Here is a 24,636-nt window from a genome sequence, read left to right on the forward strand (position 1 = left end):
TGAGTGGGGGAATGAACCAGCCGATGGACGCCCAGCTGAAACAGGTCGCGGAGCGCCTTGGTGCGCTGTCCGAGGACAAGCAGATCATTTTCCTCCGTCAGCTGCGAGAGAAGGGCGTGAGCCTGTCGCGCCTGCCGATCCTCCGCGAGGGGCGCGAGCACGCGCCGCTCTCGGCGGCCCAGGCGCGCCTGTGGTTCCTCTGGCAGATGGAGCCGCACAGCGCCGCCTACAACATTCCCGCTGCCGTGCGCCTGCGCGGCGCGCTGGACGAGGGTGCGCTCCAGCGCGCCTTCGCCGCGCTGATCGCGCGCCATGAAAGCCTGCGCACGGTGTTCCGCGCGGCGCAGTCTGGGCACGCTTCCTCGGCGGATAACGCTGGCGCGTTATCCGCCCTACGGGAACCTGCTGGCGAGGTGCTGCAATGCATCCTGCCTCCCGGCCCGGCGCATCTGGAGGCGAAGGATTTCAGTAGCGAAGCCGAGGCGCGGCAATGGCTCAACGAGTGCGCCCAGCGCTCCTTCGATCTCGCCGAAGGCCCGCTGCTGCGCCTGCACCTGGCGCGCCTGCCGGGCGAAGCGCTGCTGCTGGTGAACCTGCACCACATCGTTGCCGACGGCTGGTCCATCGGCGTGCTGATTGACGAGTTCGCTGCGCTCTACAGCGCCGAGGTGCAAGGCACCCAGGCCCAGCTGGGCGCCTTGCCGATCCAGTACAGCGACATCGCCCGCTGGCAGCGCCTCTGGCTGGCGGCCGGGGAGGGCGAGCGGCAGTTGGCCTACTGGAAGGAGCAATTGGGCGACGAATCCCTGCTGCTGACCTTGCCGGGCGACCGGCCGCGCCCGCTGGTGCAGAGCTACCGCGGCGCGACGCTGGACTTCGAGCTGCCCCGCGCGCTCTGCGACGCCCTGCGCGAACTGGCGCGGGGGCAGGGCGCCACGCTGTTCATGCTGATCCTCGCGGCCTACCAGCTGCTGCTGTCGCGCTACAGCGGCCAGCGCGAGCTGCGCGTCGGCGTGCCCATCGCCGGTCGGGGCCGCGCCGAGAGCGAACGGCTGATCGGCTTCTTCGTGAATACCCAGGTGCTGTCGGCGCGCATCAACGGCGACGAATCCTTCAACGCCTTCCTCGCCTGCACCCGCGAAGCCGTGCTGGGCGCCCAGGCCAACCCGGACCTGCCGTTCGAGCAACTGGTGGATGCGCTGCAACCCGAGCGCAGCCTGAGCTACAACCCGCTGTTCCAGGTGGCCTGCAACCACCAGCCGAGCCGCCGCGACGCCTTGCGCGAGCTGCCCGGCGGCCTGCAGCTGGAAAGCCTGGAGCTGGACAGCGGCATCGCCAAGTTCGACCTGACCCTGAACACCGAGGAGAGCCGCGACGGCCAGATACGCGGGCAGTTCATGTACGCCACCGACCAGTTCGACGCGGCGACCATCGAACGCCTGGGCGGGCACTTCCTCAACCTGCTGCAGGCCCTGGTGCGCGACCCGCAATGCCCGGTGAGGCGCCTGCCATTGCTGGACGGCAGCGAGCGCGAGCAACTGCTCTACGGCTGGAATACCACCGCGATGGACTTCCCGCGCGATGCCTGTCTGCACCAACTGATCGAACAGCAGGTGCAGCGCTCGCCTGCCGACGTGGCGCTCACCGATGGCCAGCGCAGCTTCAGCTACGCCGAGCTGAACCGTCGCGCCAACCGCCTCGCGCACTGGCTGCGCGAGCAGGGCGTCGGCCCGGACCGTCGTGTCGGCGTCGCCCTGGAACGCTCGGTGGAGCTGCCGGTGGCCCTGCTGGCGGTGCTCAAGGCCGGCGGCGCCTACGTGCCGCTGGACCCGGAATTCCCCGCCGAACGCCTGGCGCACATGCTCGAAGACGGCGGCGTGCGCCTGCTGCTGACCCAGCAGCACCTGCTCGGCGAGCTGCCGCAGACGGGCGCCCGCGCGTTCTGCCTGGACCGCGACTGGGCGCAGCTCGACGGTTACGCCGACAACGATCTGGCAAACCTCGCCAAGCCGGATGATCTGGCCTACGTCATCTATACCTCTGGCTCCACCGGCAAGCCCAAGGGCGTCGCCGTTCGCCACGGCGGCGTGGTCAACTTCATGCTGAGCATGGCCCGCGAGCCGGGCCTGGACGCGGGGGACCGCGTGCTCGCGCTGACCTCGCTGTCCTTCGATATCTCTGCGCTCGAACTGTACCTGCCACTGCTGGTCGGCGGCCGCGTGGTGCTGGTCGACCGCGATGTCGCCCGCGACCCGACACGTCTGCTCGGGGTGGCGCTGGAGCAAGGCGTGACGGTGATCCAGGCGACCCCCAGCACCTGGACGCTGCTCAGCGGCCACGAAGACTTCCCGCGCCTGCGCGGTTGTCGCTTCTTCTGCGGCGGTGAGGCACTGTCCGCCGAGCTGGCGGACAAGCTGACCGCACAAACTGATGCTTTGTGGAACCTCTACGGTCCTACCGAAACCACCATCTGGTCGGCGGCCTGGAAGATAGAAAAGGGCGCCCGCGCACTGCTCGGCAAGCCCATCGCCAACACCCAGCTGTACATCCTCGATGGCGAGCTGCAACCCGCACCGATCGGCGTGGCGGGCGAGCTGTATATCGCCGGCGACGGCCTGGCGCGCGGCTACCACGGGCGCCCGGAGCTGACCTGCGAGCGTTTCATCGCCGATCCCTACGGTAGGGAATCCGGCGCGCGCATGTACCGCACTGGCGACCTCGCGCGCTGGCGTGCAGACGGCGTGCTGGAATACCTCGGCCGAATCGACCACCAGGTGAAGATTCGCGGCTTCCGCATCGAACTGGGTGAGATCGAATCGCGCCTGCTCGGCCAGCCCGGCGTGCGCGAGGCGGTGGTGATCGCCCGCGATGCGGGGCAGGTCAAGCAACTGGTGGGCTACGTCACCGGGCACATCGACTGCGACCTGCGCACCGCGTTGCTGGAAGAGTTGCCGGACTACATGGTTCCCGCGCAGATCGTCCAGCTCGAGCGCATGCCGCTGACCCCCAACGGCAAGCTCGACCGCAAGGCGCTGCCGGAGCCGGACTTCAGCCTGTTGCAGAAGACCTACCGCGCGCCCGAGAGCGAGCGCGAACAGACCCTCGCGGCCATCTGGTGCGCCGTGCTCGGCCTTGAGCGGGTGGGGCTGGATGACAACTTCTTCGAGCTGGGCGGCGACTCGATCGTCTCCATCCAGGTGGCCAGCCGCGCCCGCGCCGCCGGCCTGCAGCTGAGCCCGAAGGACCTGTTCCAGCACCAGACGCTGCAGGCGCTGGCCCGCGTGGCCGGTGACTTCGTAGCGGCCGATGCCCCGGTTGCCGTCGCCGCTTTCGAGGCGCCGGACGCCGCACAGCTGACCGCACTCGGTCTTAATCCCGAGCAGATCGAAGACCTCTACCCGCTGTCGCCGATGCAGCAGGGCATGCTGTTCCACGGCGTGGACGGCAGTGAGGGCGGTGTCTACGTCAACCAGCTGCGCGTGGAGGTGCAGGACCTGGACGTGGAGCGCTTCCGTGCCGCCTGGCAGGCCGCGCTGGATGCCCACGACAACCTGCGTGCCGGTGTGCATTGGCAGGGGCTGGATCAACCGGTGCAGGCCGTGCACAAACACGTCGAGCTGCCGCTTGAGATGCTCGACTGGCGCGGTCGCGAGGACATGGAGGCGGCGCTGGACGAACTGGCCGCCGCCGAGCGCAGCCGCAGCTTCGACCTGGAACGCCCGCCGCTGCTGCGGCTGGTGCTGGTGCGCAGCGCCGGGGCCAGCCACCAGCTGATCTACACCCACCACCACATCCTGCTCGACGGCTGGAGCAACGCCCAGCTGTTCGCCGAAGCATTGCGCCGCTACAACGGCGAGAGCATCGCCGAGCAGGGCCGCTACCGCGACTACATCCACTGGCTGCAGGTGCAGGACCAGCAGCAGGCCCAGAACTTCTGGAGCGGTCGCCTGCAAGGCTTTGCCCAGCCCACCGTACTCGCCGAAAGCCTGGCGCGCCCGGTCGAAGGCAGCGGCCACGGCCTGGAATACAGCCGCTACGACGCGGCGGCCACCGAACGCCTGAAGGCCTTCGCCCGTAGCCAGCGGGTGACGCTCAACACCCTGGTGCAGGCGGCGTGGATTCTCCTGCTGCAGCGCTACACCGGGCAGCAGCGCGTTGCCTTCGGTGCCACCGTGGCCGGGCGTCCTGCGCAACTGGCCGGCGCCGACAGCCTGCTGGGCCTGTTCATCAACACGCTGCCCATCGTCCAGGCGCCGGCCGAGCACGCCGACCTCGGCGACTGGCTGCGCGAGCTGCAGGCCTACAACCTCGACGTGCGCGAGTTCGAGCACACGCCGCTGTACGACATCCAGCGCTGGGCCGGCCAGGCCGGGCAGGCGCTGTTCGACAGCATCATCGTGTTCGAGAACTACCCGGTCGACCAGGTGTTGCGCAGCGCCCAGGGGCCGCGCTTCGGCGAGCTGAAGTCGAAGGACGAGACCAGCATCCCCATGGACTTGGCCGTACGTGTCGGCGAGCGGCTGGAAATCGAATACCAGTACCTGCGCGCGCATTTCAGCGCAGCCGCCGTGGCGCGCCTGCGCGGCAATATGGAACAGGTGCTGGACAGCCTGCTGCACGGCGCCGGCAAGCGCATCGGCGAAGTGCAATGCCTGTCCGCCAGCGACCGTGCGGCCCTGGCTGCCTGTTGTGGCCCGCACCAGTCGCTGCCGCCGGCCGAGCCGGTGCACCTGGCCATCGCCCGCCAGGCTGCGCTGCGTGGCGATGAGGTGGCGCTGATCTGTGGCGACGAGGAAGTCGACTACGCGGCGCTGGAGCGCGACTCCAACCGCCTGGCCCATCGCCTGATGGCGTTGGGTGTCGGCCCGGAAGTTCGCGTCGGCGTAGCCTTGCCGCGCAGCGTGTGCATTCCGCTGGCGCTGCTGGCGGTGCTCAAGGCTGGCGGCGCCTACGTGCCGCTGGACGCCGAGTACCCGCGCGAGCGCCTGGAGTTCCAGATGTCCGATGCCGGCATTGCGCTGCTGATCACCGACAGCCGCCTGCGCGAGCGCCTCCCGGTGCCGCCGGGCGTGACCTGCCTGGAGCTGGACGGCCTTGATCTGACCGACGAAGACAGTGACCTGCCGGTGGTGGCGCTGGAGGCGGAAAACCTCGCCTACCTGATCTACACCTCCGGCTCCACCGGCAGGCCCAAGGGCGTGGCGGTCAGCCATGGCCCGCTGGCGATGCACTGCGCGGCCATCGGCGAGCTGTACCGGATGGATGCAGCGACCCGCGAGCTGCACTTCATGTCCTTCGCCTTCGATGGCGCCCACGAGCGCTGGCTGACCACGCTGGTGCACGGCGGCAGCCTGGTGCTGCGCGGCGACGAGCTGTGGACGCCGGAGCAGACCTACCGCGTGCTGCACGACAAGCAGGTGAGCGTGGCGGCCTTCCCGCCGGTCTACCTGCAGCAACTGGCCGAACACGCGCTGCGTGACGGCAACCCGCCGCCCGTGCGCATCTACTGTTTCGGCGGCGACGCGGTGCCCAACGCCAGCTTCGAGCTGGCCAAGCGCGCGTTGCGGGCCGAGCACCTGATCAACGGCTACGGCCCCACGGAAACCGTGGTCACGCCGCTGCTGTGGAAGGCCGACCGCGCGACATCCTGCGATGCGGCCTATGCGCCAATCGGCAAGGGCGTCGGTGCGCGCAAGCTGTACATCCTTGACGAGCAACTGCGTCAGGTGCCGCTGGGTGTGGCCGGCGAGCTGTACATCGGCGGCGACGGCCTGGCGCGCGGTTACCACGAGCGCGCCGGGCTGACGGCCGAGCGCTTCGTTGCCGATCCGTTCGATGCGAGCGGTGGCCGCCTGTACCGCTCCGGCGACCTGGTGCGCGGCCGCGCCGATGGCGTGATCGACTACGTTGGGCGCATCGATCATCAGGTGAAGATTCGCGGCTTCCGCATCGAGTTGGGCGAGATCGAGGCGCGCCTGCAGGATCACCCGCAGGTCAGCGAGGCGCTGGTGGTGGCGCGCGACGGTATCAGCGGCAAGCAGCTGGTCGGCTACGTGGTCAGCGAAGCGGAAGGCGATGCGCTGCGCAGCTTCCTCCGCGAGCAGGTGCCGGACTACATGGTGCCCGCGCAGATTCTCCGGCTGGAGCGCTTCCCGCTGTCGCCCAACGGCAAGATCGACCGCAAGGCGCTGCCTGAGCCGACGTGGCAGGGCGAGGCCTACGAGGCGCCGCGCAACGAGCGCGAGCGGGCGCTGGCGGTCATCTGGCAGGACGTGCTGCAGGTGGAGCGCGTCGGCATCCGCGACAACTTCTTCGATCTGGGCGGCGACTCCATCCTCAGCCTGCAGATCGTCTCCCGCGCCCGCCAGGCGCTGGGCGAGGGCGTGGAAATCCGCCTGCGCGACCTGCTGCAGTACCAGACCATCGCCGGTCTGCTGGAGCGCGCCGAGAGCGTGGCCGAGGCGGCGCCGACAGCGGCCGTGGCCGTGGCGGACGACGGCGAGTCCTTCGGCCTGGTGCCGATCCAGCAATGGATGTTCGAGCAGCAGCTGGAGGAGCCCAGTCACTTCAACCAGGCGGTGCTGCTTGAGTGCCGCCAGCGCCTCGATGCCGAGGCGCTGGAAGCGGCGCTGCAAGGCCTGCTGGCCGAGCATGGCAGCCTGCGCCTGTCGTTCGCCCGTGGGGCTGACGGCCTGTGGCGCCAGCGTTACCGCGAAGCGAGCGAGATCACCGGGGCGCTGCTCTGGCAGCGGCAGGCGGCGAACGCCGAGGAAGCGCTGCTGATCGCCAACCAGGCACAACGCAGCCTGGACCTGAGCGAAGGCCGGCTACTGCGCGGTGTGCTCACCGACATGGCCGACGGCACCCAGCGCCTGCTGCTGGTGATCCACCATCTGGGCGTGGACGGCGTGTCCTGGCGCATCCTGCTGGAGGAACTGCAGCAGCGTTACGTTGCGCAGCTCTCTGGCGAGGCGGTGCCGCGCTTCGAGCGCACCAGCGCCTACCGCGCCTGGGCCGAAGGCCTGCGCGACTACGCCGACAGCCAAGTGGCGCAAGGCGACCTGCCGTACTGGCTGGAGCAGACCGAACCCGCCGGTCTCGGCGAGCCGCAACGCGACAACCCGCGCGGCGCCGAGCGCATGACGCACCTGGAGCAGCTGTCCCTGCGCCTGGACCGCCAGCAGACCCAGCGCCTGCTGAAGGTGGCGCCCGAGGCCTATCGCACGCAGATCAACGACCTGCTGCTGACTGCTCTTGGGCGCACGCTTTGCCAATGGTGCGACAGCGACTCGGTGCTGATCGGCCTGGAAGGCCACGGCCGCGAGGATATCCTCGACGAGGTCGACCACAGCCGCACCCTGGGCTGGTTCACCAGCCTGTTCCCGCTGCGCCTGACGCCGGGGCAGGGCGACTACGCCCAGGCCATCCCGGCGATCCGCCAGCAACTGCGCGCGGTGCCGGACAAGGGCATCGGCTACGGCGCCCTGCGCTATCTGGGTGACAGCGCGCTGCGCCGCCAGCTCGCCGCTCGCGCCGAGCCGCGCGTTACCTTCAACTACCTCGGCCAGTTCGACCAAAGCTTCGACGACAAGGCACTGCTCGTGCCGTTGCAGGAGAAGCCCGGCGACACCTACGCCGCCAGTACGCCGATGAACAACTGGCTGGAGATCGTCGGCCAGGTCTATGACGGCGAGCTGACGCTGCGCTGCATGTTCAGCCGCCGGGTGTTCCGCCCGTCGCGCATCGAGTCGCTGATGGCGCAGCTGCGCACGGAACTGGAAGGGGTGATCGGCCATTGCTGCGCCCAGGTAGAAAGCGGCGCGCGCCAGGAGCAAGCCACGGTATGAACGCAATGATGAAAGAGGTTGGCATGCTGCATCCGGAGATTTCCGCCTTCCTGGACATGGTCGATGACCGCCGCGGCAGCGGTCGCCCGGCGCTGCACGAACAGCCGCTGGAGCAGGCACGGCAGGACTTCGAGGCTTCCTCGGAATCGCTCAAGGCCGGTGCGCCGTCGATGCCAGTGGAAGAACTGCTGATCCAGGCGCGAGAGGGCCGGAAATTGCCGGTGCGCCTGTATCGGCCGGTAGAGTCCGGCGACGCGGCGATCCTGTATTTCCACGGCGGTGGCTACACGGTCGGCAGTCTGGACTCCCATGACGGGCTGTGCCGATGGCTGGCGAAGCACTGCGAGTGTGCGGTGATTTCGGTGGGTTATCGGTTGGCACCGGAGGCACCGTTCCCGGCAGCGACCCATGACGCCCGTGATGCCTGGAACTGGTTGCTGGAGTCCGCCGCCAACCTCGGCCTGAATCCGCGCCGCCTTGCGGTTGGTGGCGACAGTGCGGGCGCCACGCTGGCTACCGTGCTCAGCGCGGAGCTGGCGGGCGAGGGCGCCGAGCAGCCCTGTGCCCAACTGCTGTTCTATCCGGCAGCGGACGCCAGTGTGCGCAGCGAATCCCAGGAACTGTTCGCCGAGGGCTATCTTCTGGAAACGGCCAGCCTGGACTGGTTCTATCAGCAGTATGTGCCTGAGGTTGCGCAGCGGCATGACTGGCGTTGCTCGCCGGTCCACGCTGGCGCTGCTTTGCAAGGCAGCGCGCCGGCGCTGCTGTTCGTGGCGCAATTCGATCCCTTGCTGGACGAAGGTCTGGCCTACGCCCGCGCCTTGGTGGAGCAGGGCGTGGAAGTGGAAGCGGAGCGTTGCTGCGGGATGACCCATGATTTCCTGCGCATGGTCAATCTGGTGCCGGAGGTGGAGGGCTATTACCAGCGCGTCGCGGAATTTCTCGCGGCGCGCCGGTAATGGTCGCGTGCCCTTCCTGCGCGAAGTTCTTCGCGAGAGTCTTCCCCTCTCCCATCGGGACGGGAGGCGCTGGCACGCGTCTTCGGAGGAAGGCTGATGTTCCTATGGACAGATCGCATTATCAGTAGGCATGAAAAAACCGGCCCTGGGGCCGGTTGAAGATGAAACGGAGGCTGAAGCCGCCCGGCATCAGTCGCGCTTGAGTACCAGCGTCAGGATGTCGTAGCTGGCCACCAGCTCGCCGAGCTGGTTGGTGACTTCCACGTCCCAGGCCACCACGCCCTGCGGTTCGCCCTTGGGGCTCTTCTTGCCCTGGTCGATCTTGCGTTTGCAGGTCAGTCGCGCCTGGATGGTGTCGCCGATGCCCACCGGGTTGATGAAGCGCAGGGTGTCCAGGCCATAGTTGGCCAGCACCGGGCCGACGCCCGGGGAGACGAACAGGCCGGCCGCCGCCGAGAGCACGAAGTAGCCGTGGGCGATGCGCTTGCCGAACTGCGAGTCCTTCGCCGCCAGCTCGTCGAAGTGCATGTAGAAGTGGTCGCCCGACAGGCAGCCGAAGTTGACCAGGTCAGCTTCGGTGACGGTGCGGCGGTGGGTCAGTAGCGACTCGCCGATCTTCAGGTCGTCGAAGTAGCGGCGGAACGGGTGCACTTCGGTCTCGTAGACCTTGGCGCCGCGCACGTACTCCCCGGTAACGGCCATCAGCATGCTCGGCGAGCCCTGCACGGCGGTACGTTGCAGGTAGTGCTTCACTGCGCGCAGGCCGCCCAGTTCTTCACCACCGCCGGCGCGGCCGGGGCCGCCGTGCTTGAGCACCGGCAGCGGCGAGCCGTGGCCGGTGGATTCGGCGGCGGATTCGCGGTCGAGGATATGCAGGCGACCGTGCAGCGCGCCCATGACCGGAACGACCTTCGCGGCGACCTGCGGGTCGCGGGTGATCAGGCTGGCCACCAGGCTGCCCTTGCCGCGTGCGGCCAGGGCCACTGCCTCGTCGATGTCGTCGTAGGCCATCAGGGTGGTCACCGGGCCGAAGGCCTCGATGTCGTGGGCACCGCCTTCGGCGTGCGGATCACGGCTGCGCAGCAGGGTCGGGGCGAAGAACGCGCCTTCGGCCACGCCGTCGCCGCGTGGGGCGAAGCCGTCTTTCGCGCCGAACACCAGCTCGCTGGACTTCAGCAGGGCTTCCACGCGCTCGGCGACGTCGGCCTGCTGGGCATGGGAGGCCAGGGCGCCCATCTTCACGCCTTCCACCGACGGGTCACCGACCACGACCTTGGCCAGGCGCTCACGCAGGCGTTCGGCGACGGCGTCGACGTGCTTGGCGGGGACGATGGCACGGCGGATGGCGGTGCATTTCTGCCCGGCCTTGACGGTCATCTCGCGGGCTACTTCCTTGACGAACAGATCGAACTCTTCGTCGTCCGGGGTGACGTCCGGCGCGAGGATGGCGCAGTTCAGCGAGTCGGCTTCGGCATTGAACGGCACCGAGTTGCGGATCAGGTTGGCGTTCACGCGCAGCTTGGCGGCGGTGTCGGCCGAGCCGGTGAAGGTCACCACGTCCTGGCCCTGCAGGCGGTCCAGCAGGTCGCCGGTGCCGCCGATGATCAGCTGCAGGCTGCCAGCCGGGAGCAGGCCGGACTCGTGCATGACGCGCACGGCGGCTTCGGTGATGTAGCTGGTGGCGGTGGCCGGTTTGACGATGCAGGGCATGCCGGCGAGGAAGCTCGGCGCAAACTTCTCCAGCATCCCCCAGATGGGGAAGTTGAAGGCGTTGATGTGCACGGCGATGCCGCCACGCGGCACCAGGATATGGCTGCCGGCGAACTTGCCGGTCTTGCCCAGCGGCATGGCCGGGCCTTCGTGGACGACGTTGCCGGACGGCAGTTCGCGGCCGCCAACGCCGGCATAGGCGAACAGGGTGCCGGCGCCGCCTTCGATGTCGATCCAGCTGTCGGCGCGGGTGGCGCCGCTGTGGCGGGAAATCTCGTAGAGCTGTTCCTTGCGCTCGGTCAGGTACAGCGCCAGGGCCTTCAGGCGCTGGGCGCGCTGCTGGAAGTCCATGGACATCAGTTCTTTGAGGCCCTGCTCGCGGGCATGGGCGACGGCTTCGGCGAAGTCCAGCGCCTCTTCGTGGGTGCGTGCCACGGTCTGGCCGTTGAGCGCGCTACGCAGCGCCTGGGCGCCGTGCTGGCCGACCCAGCGGCCGCCGATGAAACTTTGCAGGATTGGCTCTTGGGCCATGGTTGTCTTCCTCCGGATCGCTACGCAAGGGTGCCGGCTGCTGCCGGTGTCCGCCGCGCCGGGTGGGCGTTGGCGGCACTTTATAAAATGGCGGGACGGGGCCGCCGGATCAGGTCCGCCAGAGTCTTTGTGGGGCACTGGCGGTGGAACATGAACGATTCGTCGTGGGGCGGGGCCGATCGCGGACGGAGTCCGCTCCTACCCAATGTCGAACCCCGCGTAGGAGCGGACTCCGTCCGCGATCAGGGTTCCGCTTCATGCCGGAAATCGGCAGCGTGCGGGTTCGCGAGCAAGCTCGCTCCTACGAAAAGCCAGGTCAGAGCTGGTCGAAATCCAGCACCACGCTGTCGCTGATCGGGTACGCCTGGCAGCTCAGCACGTAGCCGGCCGCCACTTCGTAGTCCTCCAGGGCGAAGTTGCTGTCCATTTCCACCTCGCCGGAAACCACCTTGCACTTGCAGGTCGAGCACACGCCGGCCTTACAGGAGTAGGGCAGTTCGGCGCCGTGCTCGTTGCCGGCGTCGAGCACGCTGACGCTGTTGCGGGCCAGCTCGAAGGACAGCTCGCGGCCATCGCTGATCACGGTGATCTGGCTCTTCGCGCTATCAATTGCAGCGGCGGCCTGGCGGGCTTCGCGCTTGCTCTCGCTGCCGGCGGCAGCGAACAGTTCGAAGTGGATGCGCTCGGCCGGCATGCCATTGCCCTTGAGCTGGTCGCGCACGGTCTCGGTCATCGCCTGAGGGCCGCAGATGAAGGCGGCGTCGAGACTCTTCACGTCCAGCCAGCGGCTGAACAGCTGGCCGCACTTGTCCGCATCGATGCGGCCGTTGTAGAGGTCCACGTCCTGCTGTTCGCGGCTGAACACGAAGATCAGGTTGAGGCGCTGCAGGTAGCGGTTCTTCAGGTCTTCGAGCTGCTCGCGGAACATTGCGGCGTTGCTGGAACGGTTGCCGTAGAGCAGGGTGACGCGGCTGTGCGGCTCGGTTTCCAGGGTGGTCTTGACGATCGACAGGATCGGCGTGATGCCGCTGCCGGCGGCGACCGCCAGGTAGTTGCCATGGCGCGCCGGGTCCAGTTCGACGTTGAAATGGCCGGCCGGCGGCATGACTTCCAGGCTGGCGCCGACCTTCAGTGCTTCGTTGGCATAGGCGGAGAAACGCCCGCCCGGCACGCGCTTGATCGCCACGCGCAGTTCGCCGTCATTGACGCCACTGCAGATGGAGTAGGAGCGGCGCACTTCCTCGCCGTCGAGCTGGGTGCGCATGACCAGGTGCTGGCCGTGCTGGAAGCGGAAGCTGTCGGCCAGGTCCGTCGGGACGTCGAAGGCGATGGACACGGCGTCGCGGGTTTCCGCGCGCACTTCCTTGATTTTCAGGCTGTGGAACTTGCTCATTATCGTTCTCCTGCGGTTCTACCGCGCGGAGGGCGAATACAAACGTCGCGAGCGAAGGTCAGGCGAGGCGGAAGCGGCTTCGGAAGCGGCGTTCACATCTGTGAAGGAGCATTTCGAAGTCGTTTCCAACGACGCGTGGCCGAGCGCAGCAGTTTGTCTTCGTCCTCCTAGATGCACTTGAAGTAATCGAACGGCTCGCGGCAGTCGACGCAGCGGTACAGCGCCTTGCAGGCGGTCGAGCCGAACTCGCTGAGCAGCTCGGTGTGCGCGCTGCCGCACTGCGGGCAGCAGACTTCCGGGCTTTCGCCGAGCAGGCTGCGTTTGCTGGTGCTGCCGGCTGGCGGGGCGATGCCGTAGGCGCGCAGCGCTTCGCGGCCGCTGTCGCTGATCCAGTCGGTGGTCCAGGCCGGGTTCAGCCGGCGCTCCAGTTGCGGCGCGGCGAAGCCGGCATGCTCCAGGGCGTGCTGGATGTCCTGCTCGATGACCTCGGTGGCCGGGCAGCCGGAGTAGGTGGGGGTGACCACCACGTGCAGGTGCCCGTCCTGCCAGTCGAGCCCGCGCACGATGCCCAGCTCGACCACGCTGACCACCGGCACTTCCGGGTCCATCACCGCGCCGAGCACGTTCCAGGCATGGCTGAGGTCGTCAGCGGAGCCTGCGCGCGCGCCGCGGTCGCTGGTGATCAGCTCACCAGGTTGCATCGGGGTAGGCCCGCTGGAGGAACTGCATCTCGGCCAGGAGGATGCCCAGGTGCTCGGTGTGCACACCGCGACGACCGCTGAGGTAGAAGTTCACCGCAGGCTCGGGCAGCGGCAGGGTCGCGGCGGCGAAGATGTCGGCGACCTTGGCTTTCCAGGCGGCGGCGAGGTCTTCCGGGTTCGGCGCGACGCCCTCGGCGAACAGGCGTTGCTCGATGTCGTCCGCATTGCACAGTTCGACGGTGAAGCGCCACACCTGCGGGATCGCCGCGAGCATGCGCGCGTGGCTTTGCTCGGTGCCGTCGCCCAGGCGCTGCATCCACTCGCCGGAGCGGCGCAGGTGGTAGGTGACTTCCTTCAGGCCCTTGGCGGCGATGGCGGCGATGCGCTCGTCGCAGGAAGCGCTCAGGGCGTGCAGCACGTGGAAGTGCCAGACGTCATAGAGGAACTGCTTGGTGATGGTCACGGCGAAGTCGCCGTTGGGCTGCTCTACCAGCAGCAGGTTGCGGAAGGCCCGCTCGTCGCGGCGGAAGGCCAGGGCGTCGGCGTCGCGGCCGTCATCCAGCAGTTCCACGGCGTACTCGTACCAGTTGCGCGCCTGGCCTACGAGGTCGAGGCCCACGTTCATCAGCGCCAGTTCTTCTTCCAGCGCCGGGGCGTGGCCGCACCATTCGCACAGGCGCTGGCCCTGGATCAGGGCGCTGTCGGCGAGGCGCAGCAGGTATTCGATCTTGTCGGAGTTCGGGTTCATCGCACGTGTCTCACATGTGGCCGACTTCGGGCGGCAGCTCGTAGAAGCTGGCGTGGCGGTAGACCTTGTCCTGCGACGGGTCGAACAACGGGTCCTTCTCGTCGGGGGAGGAGGCGGTGATCAGCGCGGAGGGCACGACCCACAGGCTCACGCCCTCGTTGCGGCGGGTGTACAGCTCGCGGGCGTTCTCGATGGCCATGGCGGCGTCGGCGGCATGGACGCTGCCAACGTGCTTGTGGTTCAGGCCGTGCTTGCTGCGGACAAAAACTTCAAAAAGGGTCCACTCACTCATGGTGTTCTCCTGATCGTTGGGCATGAGCTGCTGCGCGTCGGCATAACGTCGTTGGAAACAGGCCCGGGCTTGCTCATTTACAACCGTAAACTCCGCGCCCGCGCCTGTTTCCGCCTGGTTCTGCTCTAGCTCGCTGGCTCAGAGGCGGAATTAGGCGGCGTCGCGTTTGTGTTGTTGTTTGCGGGCGTAGGCGACCGCGGCTTCGCGGACCCAGGCGCCGTCTTCGATGGCCTTGCGGCGAGTGGCGACGCGCTCGGTGTTGCACGGGCCGTTGCCCTTGAGCACTTCGTAGAATTCTTCCCACTGGATGTCGCCGAAGTCGTAGTGGCCGCGCTCCTCGTTCCACTTCAGGTCCGGGTCCGGGGCGGTGCAGCCGAGCAGTTCCAGCTGCGGCACGGTCTGGTCGACGAAGCGCTGGCGCAGCTCGTCGTTGCTCTGCCGCTTGATCTTCCAGGCCATGGACTGGGCGCTGTTGGGGGAGTCGGCGTCGCTCGGGCCGAACATCATCAGGGCGGGCCACCAGAGGCGGTTGATGGCGTCCTGGACCATTTCCTTCTGCGCCTGGTTGCCGTGGCGCATCATGGTCAGGAGGATTTCGTAGCCCTGGCGCTGGTGGAAGCTCTCTTCCTTGCAGATGCGGATCATGGCGCGGGAGTAGGGGCCGTAGGAGGTGCGCTGGAGCACCACCTGGTTGACGATGGCGGCGCCGTCCACCAGCCAGCCGACCGCGCCCATGTCGGCCCAGTTCAGCGTCGGGTAGTTGAAGATGCTCGAGTACTTGGCCTTGCCCGAATGCAGCTTGGCGATCTCTGCGTCGCGGTCGGCGCCCAGGGTTTCCATGGCGCTGTAGAGGTAGAGGCCGTGGCCGGCTTCGTCCTGGATCTTCGCCATCAGCTGCAGCTTGCGCTTCAAGGTCGGTGCACGGGTGACCCAGTTGCCCTCGGGCAGCATGCCGACGATCTCGGAGTGGGCGTGCTGGGAAATCTGCCGGATCAGCGTCTGGCGGTAGGCGTCGGGCATCCAGTTCTTCGCCTCGATCTTCACCTCGGCATCGATCTTTTCCTGGAAGGCGCGTTCCTCGGGGGACATCTCCTCCAGCGCCTTGATGCGCTTCACGCCGGTCTCAACCAGTTGTGCGTACATGCTGTGTCTCCAGCCTTTTGTCGTGTTCGTAGGACGGCCTTGGCCATGGCTGTATTTTTAAATGATACAGAAATGAATGTCTAACACTAAATGATGTGTCGTAATTGGTTTTGGTATCGCTTTGGCGGATTCCAAGGGATTTCTGCAGGCGCGAAAAGGTGCATCTAGCAGGGTTAAATCTGATAAATGTGATGAATGTGAGGGTAAGGTTCGGGAAATTGCTATGTTCTATTGCGGTGCGCGGATGCGCTGGGAATGGGTTCGTAAGGCGACGAAGTGATACGTAAATTGTTATTTTACGTGAGTAAGTAAGGCAGTAGGGTGGGGCTTGAGGAGCTGCGTAACGGCTTGGCGCGGGCCTTGCCGGCGGATCGCGGGCGTGGCCCGTTCCTGCAGGGGGGCTGCAGGAGCGGTGTGGGTCAGGCTTGGACGATGACGTCGAAGCCGCCGAAGATCATGCGTTGCCCGTCGAAGGGCATGTCGGCGAATTCGGTCTTCATCCGCGGGTCTTCCATGAACTTCTTCATGCCCTCATCGCGCGCGGCCTTGCTAGGCCAGGTGATCCAGGAAAATACGACGGTCTCGTCTTCCTTGAGCTTCACCGCCATGGGGAAGGACGTCACCTTGCCTTCGGGCACGTCGTTGCCCCAGCACTCCACGACGCCGAGTGCGCCGTACTCCCTGAACATCGCCGCTGCCTTGCGCGCGACCTCGATGTAGCGCTCTTTGCTGGCGGTGGGCACCGGTACGAGGAAGCCATCGACATAGTTCATCGTTCATCTCCTGCGGGTGGGCAGGCGGCCGGATGCCGCCTGCTTTTGAGGAATAGTCGAAGGGCGGGATGGAGGATCGACAGGGAAGGGTGGTGGGGCGACGGGCGGTCGGTGTGGCGGGTAATTCCGGAGAGGGGGCACCAGGTGACACTGAAGCTGGATGGTTCGCGAGCAAGGACTGGGCGTCCCCCTCGCTCCTACGAAAAACAAAAAGCCCCGCCGAAGCGGGGCTTTTCTATCACGCGAAGACTCAGCCCTTGGGCCGATTGTCGTACACGTGGCAGGCCTTGCCTTCCGAGCGCTTGAGGCTATGCGAGGGCTGCACCAACACACGGGCGCTGACGCCGATGTGGGTCTTGACCTGCTTGCCCAGTTCGCTGCCGATGGCCTTCTGCTCATCCGCCGAGAGGCCTTGCAGGTCGTGGCGCAGCTCGACGTGGATGTCGATGCAGTCGAGGTTGCCGTTGCGGTGCAGGTGGATCTCGTAGCACTCAGCGAGCTGCTTGATCTTCAGCACCTGCTCCTCGACCTGGGTCGGGAACACGTTGACGCCGCGGATGATCAGCATGTCGTCGCTGCGCCCGGTGATCTTGTCGATGCGCCGCATCGGCCGCGCGGTGCCCGGCAGCAGGCGGGTCAGGTCGCGGGTGCGGTAGCGGATCATCGGCAGCGCTTCCTTGGACAGGGAGGTGAACACCAGCTCGCCGTATTGGCCGTCGGGCAGCACGGCGCCGGTCGCCGGGTCGATGATCTCGGGGTAGAAGTGGTCTTCCCAGACGATCGGGCCGTCCTTGGTCTCCGCGCATTCCATGGCTACGCCCGGACCCATGATTTCCGAGAGGCCGTAGATGTCCAGGGCAGTGATGCCCATGCGTTCCTCGACCGCGCGGCGCAGTTCGGCGGTCCAGGGTTCGGCGCCGAAGATGCCCAGGCGCAGCTTGAGGCTGTGCGGGTCGACGCCCTGGCGCTCGATCTCGTCGGCGATGTTGAGCATGTAGGACGGGGTCACCATGATGATGTCCGGCTGGAAGTCTCGGATCAGCTGGACCTGCTTCTCGGTCTGGCCGCCGGACATCGGGATCACGGTGCAACCCAGGCGCTCGGCGCCGTAGTGCGCGCCCAGGCCGCCGGTGAACAGGCCGTAGCCGTAGGACACGTGCACCTTGTCACCCTTGCGGCCGCCGGCGGCGCGGATAGAGCGGGCGACCACGTTGGCCCAGGTGTCGATGTCGTTCTGCGTGTAGCCGACCACGGTGGGTTTGCCGGTGGTGCCGCTGGAGGCGTGCAGGCGCACGATTTCCTGCTGCGGCACGGCGAACATGCCGTAGGGGTAGTTGTCGCGCAGGTCGGTCTTGCCGGTGAAGGGAAACTTGGCGAGATCGTCGAGGGAGGTCAGGTCGTCCGGGTGCACGCCAGCCTCGGCGAAGCGCTTCTGGTACAGCGGGACGTTGTCGTGGGCATGCTTGAGGCTCCAGCGCAGGCGCTCCAGCTGGTGCTGGCGCAGCTCGTCGACACTGGCGGTTTCCATCGGGTCAAGCAGGGCACGTTCGGCATCATGGTACATGTTCATGGGTTCACTCGATTTGTTCTTGTACGCCAGCCGGTGGGGGCTGCGAGTGTCATGGGAGCAGCATACCGCCCCCGTTCGCGGAAGGATTCGAACCCCTGCCAGAGACTTTGCTCTGCGTGTCAGTCGCCGCACGGAGGCGACTGGCGGTGCGGGGTCCGGTCCCGCCGATGGATCAGATTCGCTCAATGATCAGGGCGATGCCCTGGCCGACGCCGATGCACATGGTGCACAGCGCGTAGCGGCCGCCGCGTTCCTCCAGCTCATGCAGGGCGGTGGTGACCAGGCGTGCTCCGCTCATGCCCAGCGGATGACCGAGGGCGATGGCGCCGCCGTTGGGGTTCACCCGCGTGTCGTCGTCCGCCACGCCCAGTTCGCGCAGCACCGCGAGGCCTTGGGCGGCGAAGGCTTCGTTCAGCTCGATCACGTCCATGTCGTTCAGCGACAGGCCGGCCAGCTCCAGCACCTTGCGGGTCGCCGGTACGGGGCCGATACCCATGATCCGCGGCTCGACGCCGGCAGTGGCCATGGCCACCACGCGTGCGCGGGCCTTGAGGCCGTGGCGTGCTGCGGCGGCGGGGGTCGCCATCAGCAGGGCGCAGGCGCCGTCGTTGACGCCCGAGGCGTTGCCAGCGGTGACGCTGCCACCTTCACGGAATGGCGTGCCGAGCTTGGCCAGTTGCTCCAGGGTGGTATCGCCGCGCGGGTGTTCATCCTGCTCGACCAGCTTGGCCGGGCCTTTGCGCTGGGGGATTTCCACCGGGACGATTTCCTTCGCCAGGCGGCCATTGGCCTGGGCGGCGGCGGCCTTGTGCTGGCTGCGCAGGGCGAAGGCGTCCTGGTCGGCGCGGCTGATGTTGAACTGCTCGGCGACGTTCTCCGCTGTTTCGGGCATGGAGTCGATGCCGAACTGGTTCTTCATCAGCTTGTTGACGAAGCGCCAGCCGATGGTGGTGTCGAAGATTTCCGCGCTGCGGCCGAAGGCCTGCTCCGATTTGCCCATGACGAAGGGCGCGCGGGACATGGATTCCACGCCGCCGGCCAGCATCAGGCCGGCCTCGTTGCAGCGCAGGGCGCGCGCGGCGCTGCCAACGGCGTCCAGGCCCGAGCCGCACAGGCGGTTGAGCGTGGTGCCGGGCACGCTCACCGGCAGGCCGGCCAGCAGCGAGGCCATGTGGGCGACGTTGCGGTTGTCTTCGCCGGCCTGGTTGGCGCAGCCGAAGATCACGTCGTCGATGGCGCTCCAGTCCAGCTCCGGGTGGCGCTGCATCAGGGCCTTCAGCGGGATCGCCGCGAGGTCGTCGGCGCGCACGCTGGACAGGGCACCAGCGTAGCGGCCGATGGGCGTGCGCACGGCGTCGATGATCAGGGCGTCGGTCATATCGCTCATTCGGAGGTCTCCTGCGCCAGCACGGTGCCGCGCACTTTGTAGGATTTGCCGTGGAACAGGGCAATCAGCTGGCCCTGGGAATTCTCGATGCGCACGTCGTAGTTGCCGGTGCGGCCGCTGCGGCTCTGTTCGAAGGCGCTGGCGATCAGCTCGTCGCCTTCGCGGGCCGGCGCCACGTAATCGATGCTGCAGCCGATGGCGACGGTGGCGTCGTTGTAGCTGTTGCAGGCGAAGGCGAAGGCCGAGTCGGCCAGGGCGAACAGGTAGCCGCCGTGGCAGGTGCCGTGGCCCTGGATCATGTCCTCGCGCACGCGCATCGACAGCTTCGCGCTGCCCGGGCCGGCATCCAGCAGCTGGATGCCCATGCGGCGGGTGGCCTGGTCGCGCTCGTACATGGCCTCGGCGCAGTCGCGGGCCAGTTGGGAGGCGTCAGTCATGGAAACTTCTCCCCTCGGCGTGCAGGCGGCGCAGCAGCAGGGACGGGCGATAGCGATCCTCACCGTACGCGGCCTGCAGGTTGTCAAGCACGCGCAGCACGTTGCCAATGCCGATCTGCCCGGCCCAGGCCAGCGGACCTTGCGGGTAGTTCACGCCGGCACGCATGGCGAGGTCGATATCACCTGCGCTGCCCACGCCTTGCAGCACCGCATCGGCGCCTTCGTTGGCGAGCATGGCGACGGTGCGCAGCACGGCGAGGCCGGGCGTGTCGCTCAGGCGGGTGGCGGCAATGCCGGCCTTGGCGAGCAGGGCGACGGCCTGATCCAGTGCTGCGGGCGTGGTGTCCGCCGAGGCGGAAATGCCCAGTCGCGAAGCCTTGCTGTAGTCCAAAGCGAGGTCGATCAGTACCAGGTTGCGCAGACCATCTTCCCTGGCGCGCTGGCTGGCGAGGCGGCCGTCGGACAGGGCGATCACCACGTCACTGAGCCGAAGCAGGCCGCTACCGGCGCGTTGGGTGATCTCGATGCCGGCGTCTTCCAGGCGCTGCACCAGCGGTTGGGCGACGCCCAGATCACCTTCCAGTGCACAAGCGGTGACGCTGGCGCAGCTGCTCAGGCTCGTCGGCTGCGGGCGCTCGGCGCCTTCGGCGTAGTCGTAGAAGCCCCGGCCACTCTTGCGGCCGAGGCGGCCGGCGTCCACCAGCTCCTTCTGGATCAGCGAGGGCTGGAAGCGGAAGTCGCCGTAGTAGGCGGCGAACACCGAGCAGGTGACGGCGTAGTTGACGTCATGGCCGATCAGGTCGGTCAGCTCGAAGGCGCCCATACGGAAGCCGCCGGCATCGCGCATCAGCGCATCCAGCGTGGCGCAGTCGGCGGCGCCTTCCTGCAGCAGGCGCAGGCTTTCGGCATAGAAGGGGCGCGCCACCCGGTTGACGATGAAGCCCGGTGTGGATTTGGTGTGGACCGGCTTCTTGCCCCAGGCCAGCGAGGTGGCATACAGGCTGTCGGCCAGCGCCGGGTCGGTGGCGAGGCCGGAGACGACTTCCACCAGCGCCATCAGCGGCGCCGGGTTGAAGAAGTGCATGCCGATCACCTGCTGCGGGCGTTCGAGGCCGGCGGCGAGGCTGGTGATGGACAGCGACGAAGTGTTGCTGGCGAGGATGCAGTCCTCGGCGCACAGCGCTTCGAGCTGCTGGAACAGGCCGCGCTTGACCTCCAGGTTCTCGACGATGGCTTCGATCACCAGTTTGGAATCGGCCAGCGTCTCGATGGCGTCCACCGGTTGCAGGCGGGCGATGATGTCGCTGCGGGCAGCGGCGTCGAGCTTGCCTTTCTCGACCAGGCGGCCGAGTTGGCGGTCGATGCCGTCGATGGCCTGGGCGGCGGCGCCGGGACGGCTGTCGTATAGGTTTACCGGGTGGCCGGCTTGCGCGGCGACCTGGGCGATGCCCGCGCCCATGGCGCCAGCCCCGATCACCGCGACTTTTGCGTCTTTCGAAAGTGCGCTCATGGATCAGCGGCCCTTGAAGCTGGGGGTGCGTTTTTCCATGAAGGCAGACACGCCCTCGCGGTAGTCCTCGCTGCGGCCGGCCAGACGCTGCAGGTCACGCTCCAGCTCCAGCTGCTCGTCGAAGCTGTTGTTCAGGCTAGCGTTGAGGCTGCGCTTGATCAGGGCCAGGCCGTAGGTCGGCTGGGTCGCCAGGTGGCGGGCGAGCTTGAGGGCCTCCTCGCGCAGGTTGGCGTCATCCACCACCTGGTAGATCAGGCCCCATTGCTCGGCCTGTTCGGCGCTCAGGCGATTGCCCAGCAGGGCGAGCGCCTTGGCGCGGGCCATGCCGACCAGGCGCGGCAGAGTCCAGGTGCCACCGGAATCGGGGATCAGGCCAATCTTGCAGAAGGCCTGGATGAAGCTGGCTGAGCGCGCCGCCAGCACCAGGTCGCAGGCCAGTGGGATGTTTGCGCCGGCACCGGCGGCCACGCCGTTGACCGCGCAGATCACCGGCAGCGGCAGGTCGCGCAGGGTGCGGATCAGCGGGTTGTAGAATTGTTCGATGGACTGACCGAGGTCCGGCACTTCGGCGCCGGGAGCGACGTTGCGGTCGGACAGGTCCTGCCCTGCGCAGAAGCCGCGGCCTTCGCCGGTCAGCAGCAGGACGCGGGCATCCGGGTTCTGCCGGACCTGCTTGAGCGCCTCGCGCACTTCGCCATGCATGGCGGCGTTGAAACTGTTGAGCTGCTCCGGGCGGTTCAGGCTGAGGAGGGCGACGCCGTCCTCAATGGAAAACAGGATGTGCTCGAAGTTCATGGGCGGGCTCGCTCCATCAAAGGGCAGACAATGGGCAGAAAGGGGTGGTGCTCAGCGACCTTCGTAGGCCGGCTGGCGTTTTTCCTGGAAGGCTCGGATGCCCTCAATGCGGTCGGCGGTGCCAGCCAGCAGGGTGAAGGCGTGTCGTTCGAAGCGCAGACCGCTGGCCAGATCGGTGTCCTGTGCCTTGAGCAGCGCTTCCTTGGCCAGTCGCACGGCGAGCGGCGCCTTGGCGGCGATGCTGCGGGCGATCTGCAGGGCGCGCTCGACGGTGAATTCGGGTTGGGTGACTTCGCTGGCCAGGCCGGCGCGCTGGGCGTGGCGGGCGTCGATGGCTTCGCCGGTGAGCACCATCTGCATCGCCAGCGGCTTGCCCACGGCGCGCAGCAGGCGCTGGGTGCCGCCGGCGCCGGGCATGATGCCGAGGTTGATTTCCGGTTGGCCAAAGCGCGCGTCTTCGCCGGCCACGAGGATGTCGGCGTGCATTGCCAGCTCGCAGCCGCCGCCCAGTGCGAAGCCGTTGACGGCGGCGATCAGCGGTTTGGAGAAGGCGGCGATGCGCTGCCAGTAGCCGACGCGGGGGTCATTGAGGATGCCGACCAGGTCGCGCTCGGCCATTTCCTTGATATCGGCGCCGGCGGCGAAGGCCTTGCGGCTGCCGGTCAGGACTACGGCGCGGGTTTCGCTGTCCTGCTCGGCGGCGTCGAGTTCGGCGGCCAGCTCACCGAGCAGTTCGGTGTTCAGGGCGTTGAGCGCTTCGGGGCGCTGCAGGGTGATCAGGCGGACGCCCGCTTCAGGCATCTGAACGGCAAGGGTGCGAGGCATGACATCGTCCTCAGGCTGCACGCGCGGCTGCATGGCCGGCTGTATTGGAATTATGGGAGGCAGGCGTTGCCCGTCTCCGGCCTTCTCGCAGTATAGGCCTAAAGCGATACGGAAAAACAACTACAAAAGTTGGATCGCGTGTCTAAAATATTTCTGCCGGTGCCACCGAGTGGGCAGTTGGGTGGCTGAGGAATACCTGCAATGCAGCGTATTTACTGGTTTTATAAGCCTTTTCGTCGTCCTGGCAACGTTATTCGGAAGTGATACGTCAGATTTAGATTGGAGGTGCTTGCATCGATGTGATACAAGATTTTCAAAAGAACAGATCGCTTTGTGCGGTGATGCCGAACGCTGGCAGCGCCGCAGGAGAACCCGATGCCCTGCTACAGCCTCGAAGGCGTGCGCCCGGTCGTTCATCCGACCGCTTATGTCCATCCCACCGCCGTGCTGATCGGCGACGTCATTGTCGGTCCCGGCTGTTATGTCGGCCCATTGGCGGCGCTACGCGGCGACTTCGGACGGATCGTCCTCGAAGAAGGCGCGAACCTTCAGGACACCTGCGTCATGCACGGGTTCCCGGACAGCGACACCGTCGTTGAGCGCAACGGCCACATCGGCCATGGCGCGGTGTTGCACGGCTGCTGTATCGGCGAGGATGCCCTGGTGGGGATGAATGCCGTGGTGATGGATTACGCGCAGATCGGTGCACGCTCCATCGTTTCAGCCGCCGCCTTCGTCAAGGCCAAGTTCGATTGCCCGCCGCAAAGCCTGGTGATGGGCGCGCCGGCCAGCGTCAAGCGCAGCCTGAGCGACGAAGAGATCGCCTGGAAGCGCCGCGGCACCGAGGAATACCAAGCCCTGGCCAGGCGCTGCATCGAAAGCATGGTGGAATGCCAGCCGCTGGCGGAAATAGAAGAAGAGCGCCCGCGCCTGGGTGACTCCGGTTTTCGGCCCAAGGCCGGGGCAGGGGCAGGGGTAGGGAAGGGCGCATGAGTACTGGGGTTCGCTCCAATGGCCAGGCGGTGCGGCGGGCAGGTATAGTCGCCGCTCCTTCGCCTGCGCAACGTGCCATGACCGCTCTAGCACCGCTGAACCAGTTGATCAATCGCTTCCAGGAACAGACGCCGATCCGCGCCAGCTCGCTGATCATCACCCTGTATGGCGATGCCATCGAACCCCATGGCGGCACCGTCTGGCTGGGCAGCCTGATCAATCTGCTGGAGCCGTTCGGCATCAACGAGCGGCTGATCCGTACCTCCATCTTCCGCCTGACCAAGGAAGACTGGCTGACCGCCGAGAAGGTCGGCCGGCGCAGCTACTACAGCCTGACCGGCACCGGCCGGCGGCGTTTCGAGAAGGCCTTCAAGCGCGTCTATAGCTCCAGCCTGCCGGCCTGGGATGGTTCCTGGACCCTGGTGATGCTCTCGCAGATCGCCGCTGACAAGCGCAAGCAGGTCCGCGAGGAGCTGGAATGGCAAGGCTTCGGCGCCATTTCGCCGACCGTGATGGCTTGTCCGCGCGCCGACCGCAGCGATGTCATGGCGACCCTGCAGGATCTCGACGTGGCCGATGACTGCATCGTCTTCGAAACCCGCGCCCAGGACGTGCTGGCCTCCCGCGCCATGCGCATGCAGGTGCGCGAGAGCTGGAAGATCGACGAGCTCGGCGAGCACTACAGCGAATTCATCCAGCTGTTCCGTCCGCTCTGGCAAGCGCTGCGCGAGCAGGATCAGCTACGCCCCGAGGACTGCTTCCTGGCGCGCACCCTGTTGATCCACGAATACCGCCGGCTGCTCCTGCGTGACCCACAATTGCCCGACGAACTGCTGCCGGGCGATTGGGAGGGGCGCGCGGCGCGGCAGCTGTGCCGCAACATCTACCGACTGATCCACGCCAAGGCCGAGGACTGGCTGAATCGCAACCTGGAGACTGCCGACGGCCCGCTACCGGACGTCGGCGAGAGCTTCTACAAGCGCTTCGGCGGATTGAACTGACAGGAGTTGGCGTGAAAAATG

Annotated in this window: 17 protein-coding genes; 4 read left to right on the forward strand and 13 right to left on the reverse strand. The window is 67.0% G+C overall.

The window, feature by feature from the left end; translation table 11 throughout:
* The first annotated feature begins 11 nt into the window (after window positions 1-11).
* Together IB274_RS06680 and IB274_RS06685 are read left to right on the forward strand one after the other, a co-directional pair.
* Window positions 12-7,847: a non-ribosomal peptide synthetase gene (locus IB274_RS06680; RefSeq protein ID WP_192431232.1), complete on the forward strand. Its 7,836-nt coding sequence runs from the start codon at window positions 12-14 to the stop codon at window positions 7,845-7,847.
* On the forward strand, window positions 7,844-8,806 hold the full coding sequence (locus tag IB274_RS06685) for an alpha/beta hydrolase (protein ID WP_192431233.1): 963 nt from the start codon (window positions 7,844-7,846) through the stop codon (window positions 8,804-8,806). The genes IB274_RS06680 and IB274_RS06685 overlap by 4 nt, the downstream gene beginning before the upstream one ends.
* Before the next feature lie 189 nt (window positions 8,807-8,995).
* Here the strand turns inward: IB274_RS06685 and paaZ are convergent, their stop codons facing one another.
* The 13 genes from paaZ to paaF all read right to left on the reverse strand — a co-directional run bounded on the left by paaZ (window position 8,996) and on the right by paaF (window position 22,621).
* Window positions 8,996-11,047, reverse strand: coding sequence for a phenylacetic acid degradation bifunctional protein PaaZ (paaZ, locus tag IB274_RS06690; RefSeq protein ID WP_192431234.1), 2,052 nt, complete (start codon window positions 11,045-11,047; stop codon window positions 8,996-8,998).
* A gap of 316 nt (window positions 11,048-11,363) precedes the next feature.
* Complete coding sequence (gene paaE, locus IB274_RS06695; RefSeq protein WP_192431235.1) at window positions 11,364-12,440, reverse strand: 1,2-phenylacetyl-CoA epoxidase subunit PaaE; 1,077 nt, start codon at window positions 12,438-12,440, stop codon at window positions 11,364-11,366.
* Between the two features lie 167 nt (window positions 12,441-12,607).
* Window positions 12,608-13,141 carry a 1,2-phenylacetyl-CoA epoxidase subunit PaaD gene (gene paaD, locus IB274_RS06700; protein ID WP_192431236.1) on the reverse strand — a complete coding sequence of 178 codons (534 nt, stop codon included), beginning with the start codon at window positions 13,139-13,141 and terminating at the stop codon, window positions 12,608-12,610.
* A complete protein-coding gene (paaC, locus tag IB274_RS06705) occupies window positions 13,128-13,889 on the reverse strand; it encodes a 1,2-phenylacetyl-CoA epoxidase subunit PaaC (protein WP_192431237.1) in 762 nt (253 codons plus the stop codon). Before paaC ends, paaD begins: the two co-directional genes overlap by 14 nt.
* A gap of 10 nt (window positions 13,890-13,899) precedes the next feature.
* Window positions 13,900-14,181, reverse strand: coding sequence for a 1,2-phenylacetyl-CoA epoxidase subunit PaaB (gene paaB / locus IB274_RS06710; RefSeq protein WP_017520939.1), 282 nt, complete (start codon window positions 14,179-14,181; stop codon window positions 13,900-13,902).
* 150 nt (window positions 14,182-14,331) lie between these two features.
* Window positions 14,332-15,324 carry a 1,2-phenylacetyl-CoA epoxidase subunit PaaA gene (paaA, locus tag IB274_RS06715; RefSeq protein ID WP_192431238.1) on the reverse strand — a complete coding sequence of 331 codons (993 nt, stop codon included), beginning with the start codon at window positions 15,322-15,324 and terminating at the stop codon, window positions 14,332-14,334.
* A 419-nt stretch (window positions 15,325-15,743) separates the two neighbouring features.
* On the reverse strand, window positions 15,744-16,097 hold the full coding sequence (locus IB274_RS06720) for a DUF1428 domain-containing protein (RefSeq protein ID WP_192431239.1): 354 nt from the start codon (window positions 16,095-16,097) through the stop codon (window positions 15,744-15,746).
* A gap of 250 nt (window positions 16,098-16,347) precedes the next feature.
* Window positions 16,348-17,667 (reverse strand): phenylacetate--CoA ligase PaaK, encoded by a 1,320-nt coding sequence (gene paaK, locus IB274_RS06725; RefSeq protein ID WP_192431240.1) that lies wholly within the window; start codon window positions 17,665-17,667, stop codon window positions 16,348-16,350.
* A 172-nt stretch (window positions 17,668-17,839) separates the two neighbouring features.
* Entirely contained in the window at window positions 17,840-19,045 is a 1,206-nt protein-coding gene (gene pcaF, locus IB274_RS06730) for a 3-oxoadipyl-CoA thiolase (protein WP_192431480.1), read from the reverse strand.
* Between the two features lie 5 nt (window positions 19,046-19,050).
* Complete coding sequence (gene paaI, locus IB274_RS06735; protein ID WP_192431241.1) at window positions 19,051-19,491, reverse strand: hydroxyphenylacetyl-CoA thioesterase PaaI; 441 nt, start codon at window positions 19,489-19,491, stop codon at window positions 19,051-19,053.
* The gene (paaH, locus tag IB274_RS06740; RefSeq protein ID WP_192431242.1) at window positions 19,484-21,001 is read right to left on the reverse strand and encodes a 3-hydroxyacyl-CoA dehydrogenase PaaH; all 1,518 of its coding nucleotides are present in this window, start codon (window positions 20,999-21,001) and stop codon (window positions 19,484-19,486) included. Before paaH ends, paaI begins: the two co-directional genes overlap by 8 nt.
* 3 nt (window positions 21,002-21,004) lie before the next feature.
* Window positions 21,005-21,796 carry a 2-(1,2-epoxy-1,2-dihydrophenyl)acetyl-CoA isomerase PaaG gene (paaG, locus tag IB274_RS06745; protein WP_192431243.1) on the reverse strand — a complete coding sequence of 264 codons (792 nt, stop codon included), beginning with the start codon at window positions 21,794-21,796 and terminating at the stop codon, window positions 21,005-21,007.
* A gap of 51 nt (window positions 21,797-21,847) precedes the next feature.
* A complete protein-coding gene (gene paaF, locus IB274_RS06750) occupies window positions 21,848-22,621 on the reverse strand; it encodes a 2,3-dehydroadipyl-CoA hydratase PaaF (RefSeq protein WP_192431244.1) in 774 nt (257 codons plus the stop codon).
* A 375-nt stretch (window positions 22,622-22,996) separates the two neighbouring features.
* On the opposite strand from paaF, the gene paaY reads away from it, so the two are divergent.
* On the forward strand, window positions 22,997-23,614 hold the full coding sequence (gene paaY, locus IB274_RS06755) for a phenylacetic acid degradation protein PaaY (protein WP_192431245.1): 618 nt from the start codon (window positions 22,997-22,999) through the stop codon (window positions 23,612-23,614).
* Window positions 23,615-23,691: 77 nt separating this feature from the next.
* The gene (paaX, locus tag IB274_RS06760; RefSeq protein ID WP_081519801.1) at window positions 23,692-24,615 is read left to right on the forward strand and encodes a phenylacetic acid degradation operon negative regulatory protein PaaX; all 924 of its coding nucleotides are present in this window, start codon (window positions 23,692-23,694) and stop codon (window positions 24,613-24,615) included.
* Window positions 24,616-24,636: the final 21 nt, after the last annotated feature.

Origin of the sequence: Pseudomonas sp. PDM18 (assembly GCF_014852585.1) — a bacterium.
Lineage (GTDB): Bacteria > Pseudomonadota > Gammaproteobacteria > Pseudomonadales > Pseudomonadaceae > Pseudomonas.

Excerpts from the sequence above, each read along its gene's own strand:
- IB274_RS06680 (WP_192431232.1), top strand. The coding sequence starts at position 12 with ATGAACCAGCCGATGGACGCCCAGCTGAAACAGGTCGCGGAGCGCCTT.
- IB274_RS06685 (WP_192431233.1), top strand. The coding sequence starts at position 7,844 with ATGAACGCAATGATGAAAGAGGTTGGCATGCTGCATCCGGAGATTTCC.
- paaZ (WP_192431234.1), bottom strand. The coding sequence starts at position 11,047 with ATGGCCCAAGAGCCAATCCTGCAAAGTTTCATCGGCGGCCGCTGGGTC.
- paaE (WP_192431235.1), bottom strand. The coding sequence starts at position 12,440 with ATGAGCAAGTTCCACAGCCTGAAAATCAAGGAAGTGCGCGCGGAAACC.
- paaD (WP_192431236.1), bottom strand. The coding sequence starts at position 13,141 with ATGCAACCTGGTGAGCTGATCACCAGCGACCGCGGCGCGCGCGCAGGC.
- paaC (WP_192431237.1), bottom strand. The coding sequence starts at position 13,889 with ATGAACCCGAACTCCGACAAGATCGAATACCTGCTGCGCCTCGCCGAC.
- paaB (WP_017520939.1), bottom strand. The coding sequence starts at position 14,181 with ATGAGTGAGTGGACCCTTTTTGAAGTTTTTGTCCGCAGCAAGCACGGC.
- paaA (WP_192431238.1), bottom strand. The coding sequence starts at position 15,324 with ATGTACGCACAACTGGTTGAGACCGGCGTGAAGCGCATCAAGGCGCTG.
- IB274_RS06720 (WP_192431239.1), bottom strand. The coding sequence starts at position 16,097 with ATGAACTATGTCGATGGCTTCCTCGTACCGGTGCCCACCGCCAGCAAA.
- paaK (WP_192431240.1), bottom strand. The coding sequence starts at position 17,667 with ATGAACATGTACCATGATGCCGAACGTGCCCTGCTTGACCCGATGGAA.
- pcaF (WP_192431480.1), bottom strand. The coding sequence starts at position 19,045 with ATGACCGACGCCCTGATCATCGACGCCGTGCGCACGCCCATCGGCCGC.
- paaI (WP_192431241.1), bottom strand. The coding sequence starts at position 19,491 with ATGACTGACGCCTCCCAACTGGCCCGCGACTGCGCCGAGGCCATGTAC.
- paaH (WP_192431242.1), bottom strand. The coding sequence starts at position 21,001 with ATGAGCGCACTTTCGAAAGACGCAAAAGTCGCGGTGATCGGGGCTGGC.
- paaG (WP_192431243.1), bottom strand. The coding sequence starts at position 21,796 with ATGAACTTCGAGCACATCCTGTTTTCCATTGAGGACGGCGTCGCCCTC.
- paaF (WP_192431244.1), bottom strand. The coding sequence starts at position 22,621 with ATGCCTCGCACCCTTGCCGTTCAGATGCCTGAAGCGGGCGTCCGCCTG.
- paaY (WP_192431245.1), top strand. The coding sequence starts at position 22,997 with ATGCCCTGCTACAGCCTCGAAGGCGTGCGCCCGGTCGTTCATCCGACC.
- paaX (WP_081519801.1), top strand. The coding sequence starts at position 23,692 with ATGACCGCTCTAGCACCGCTGAACCAGTTGATCAATCGCTTCCAGGAA.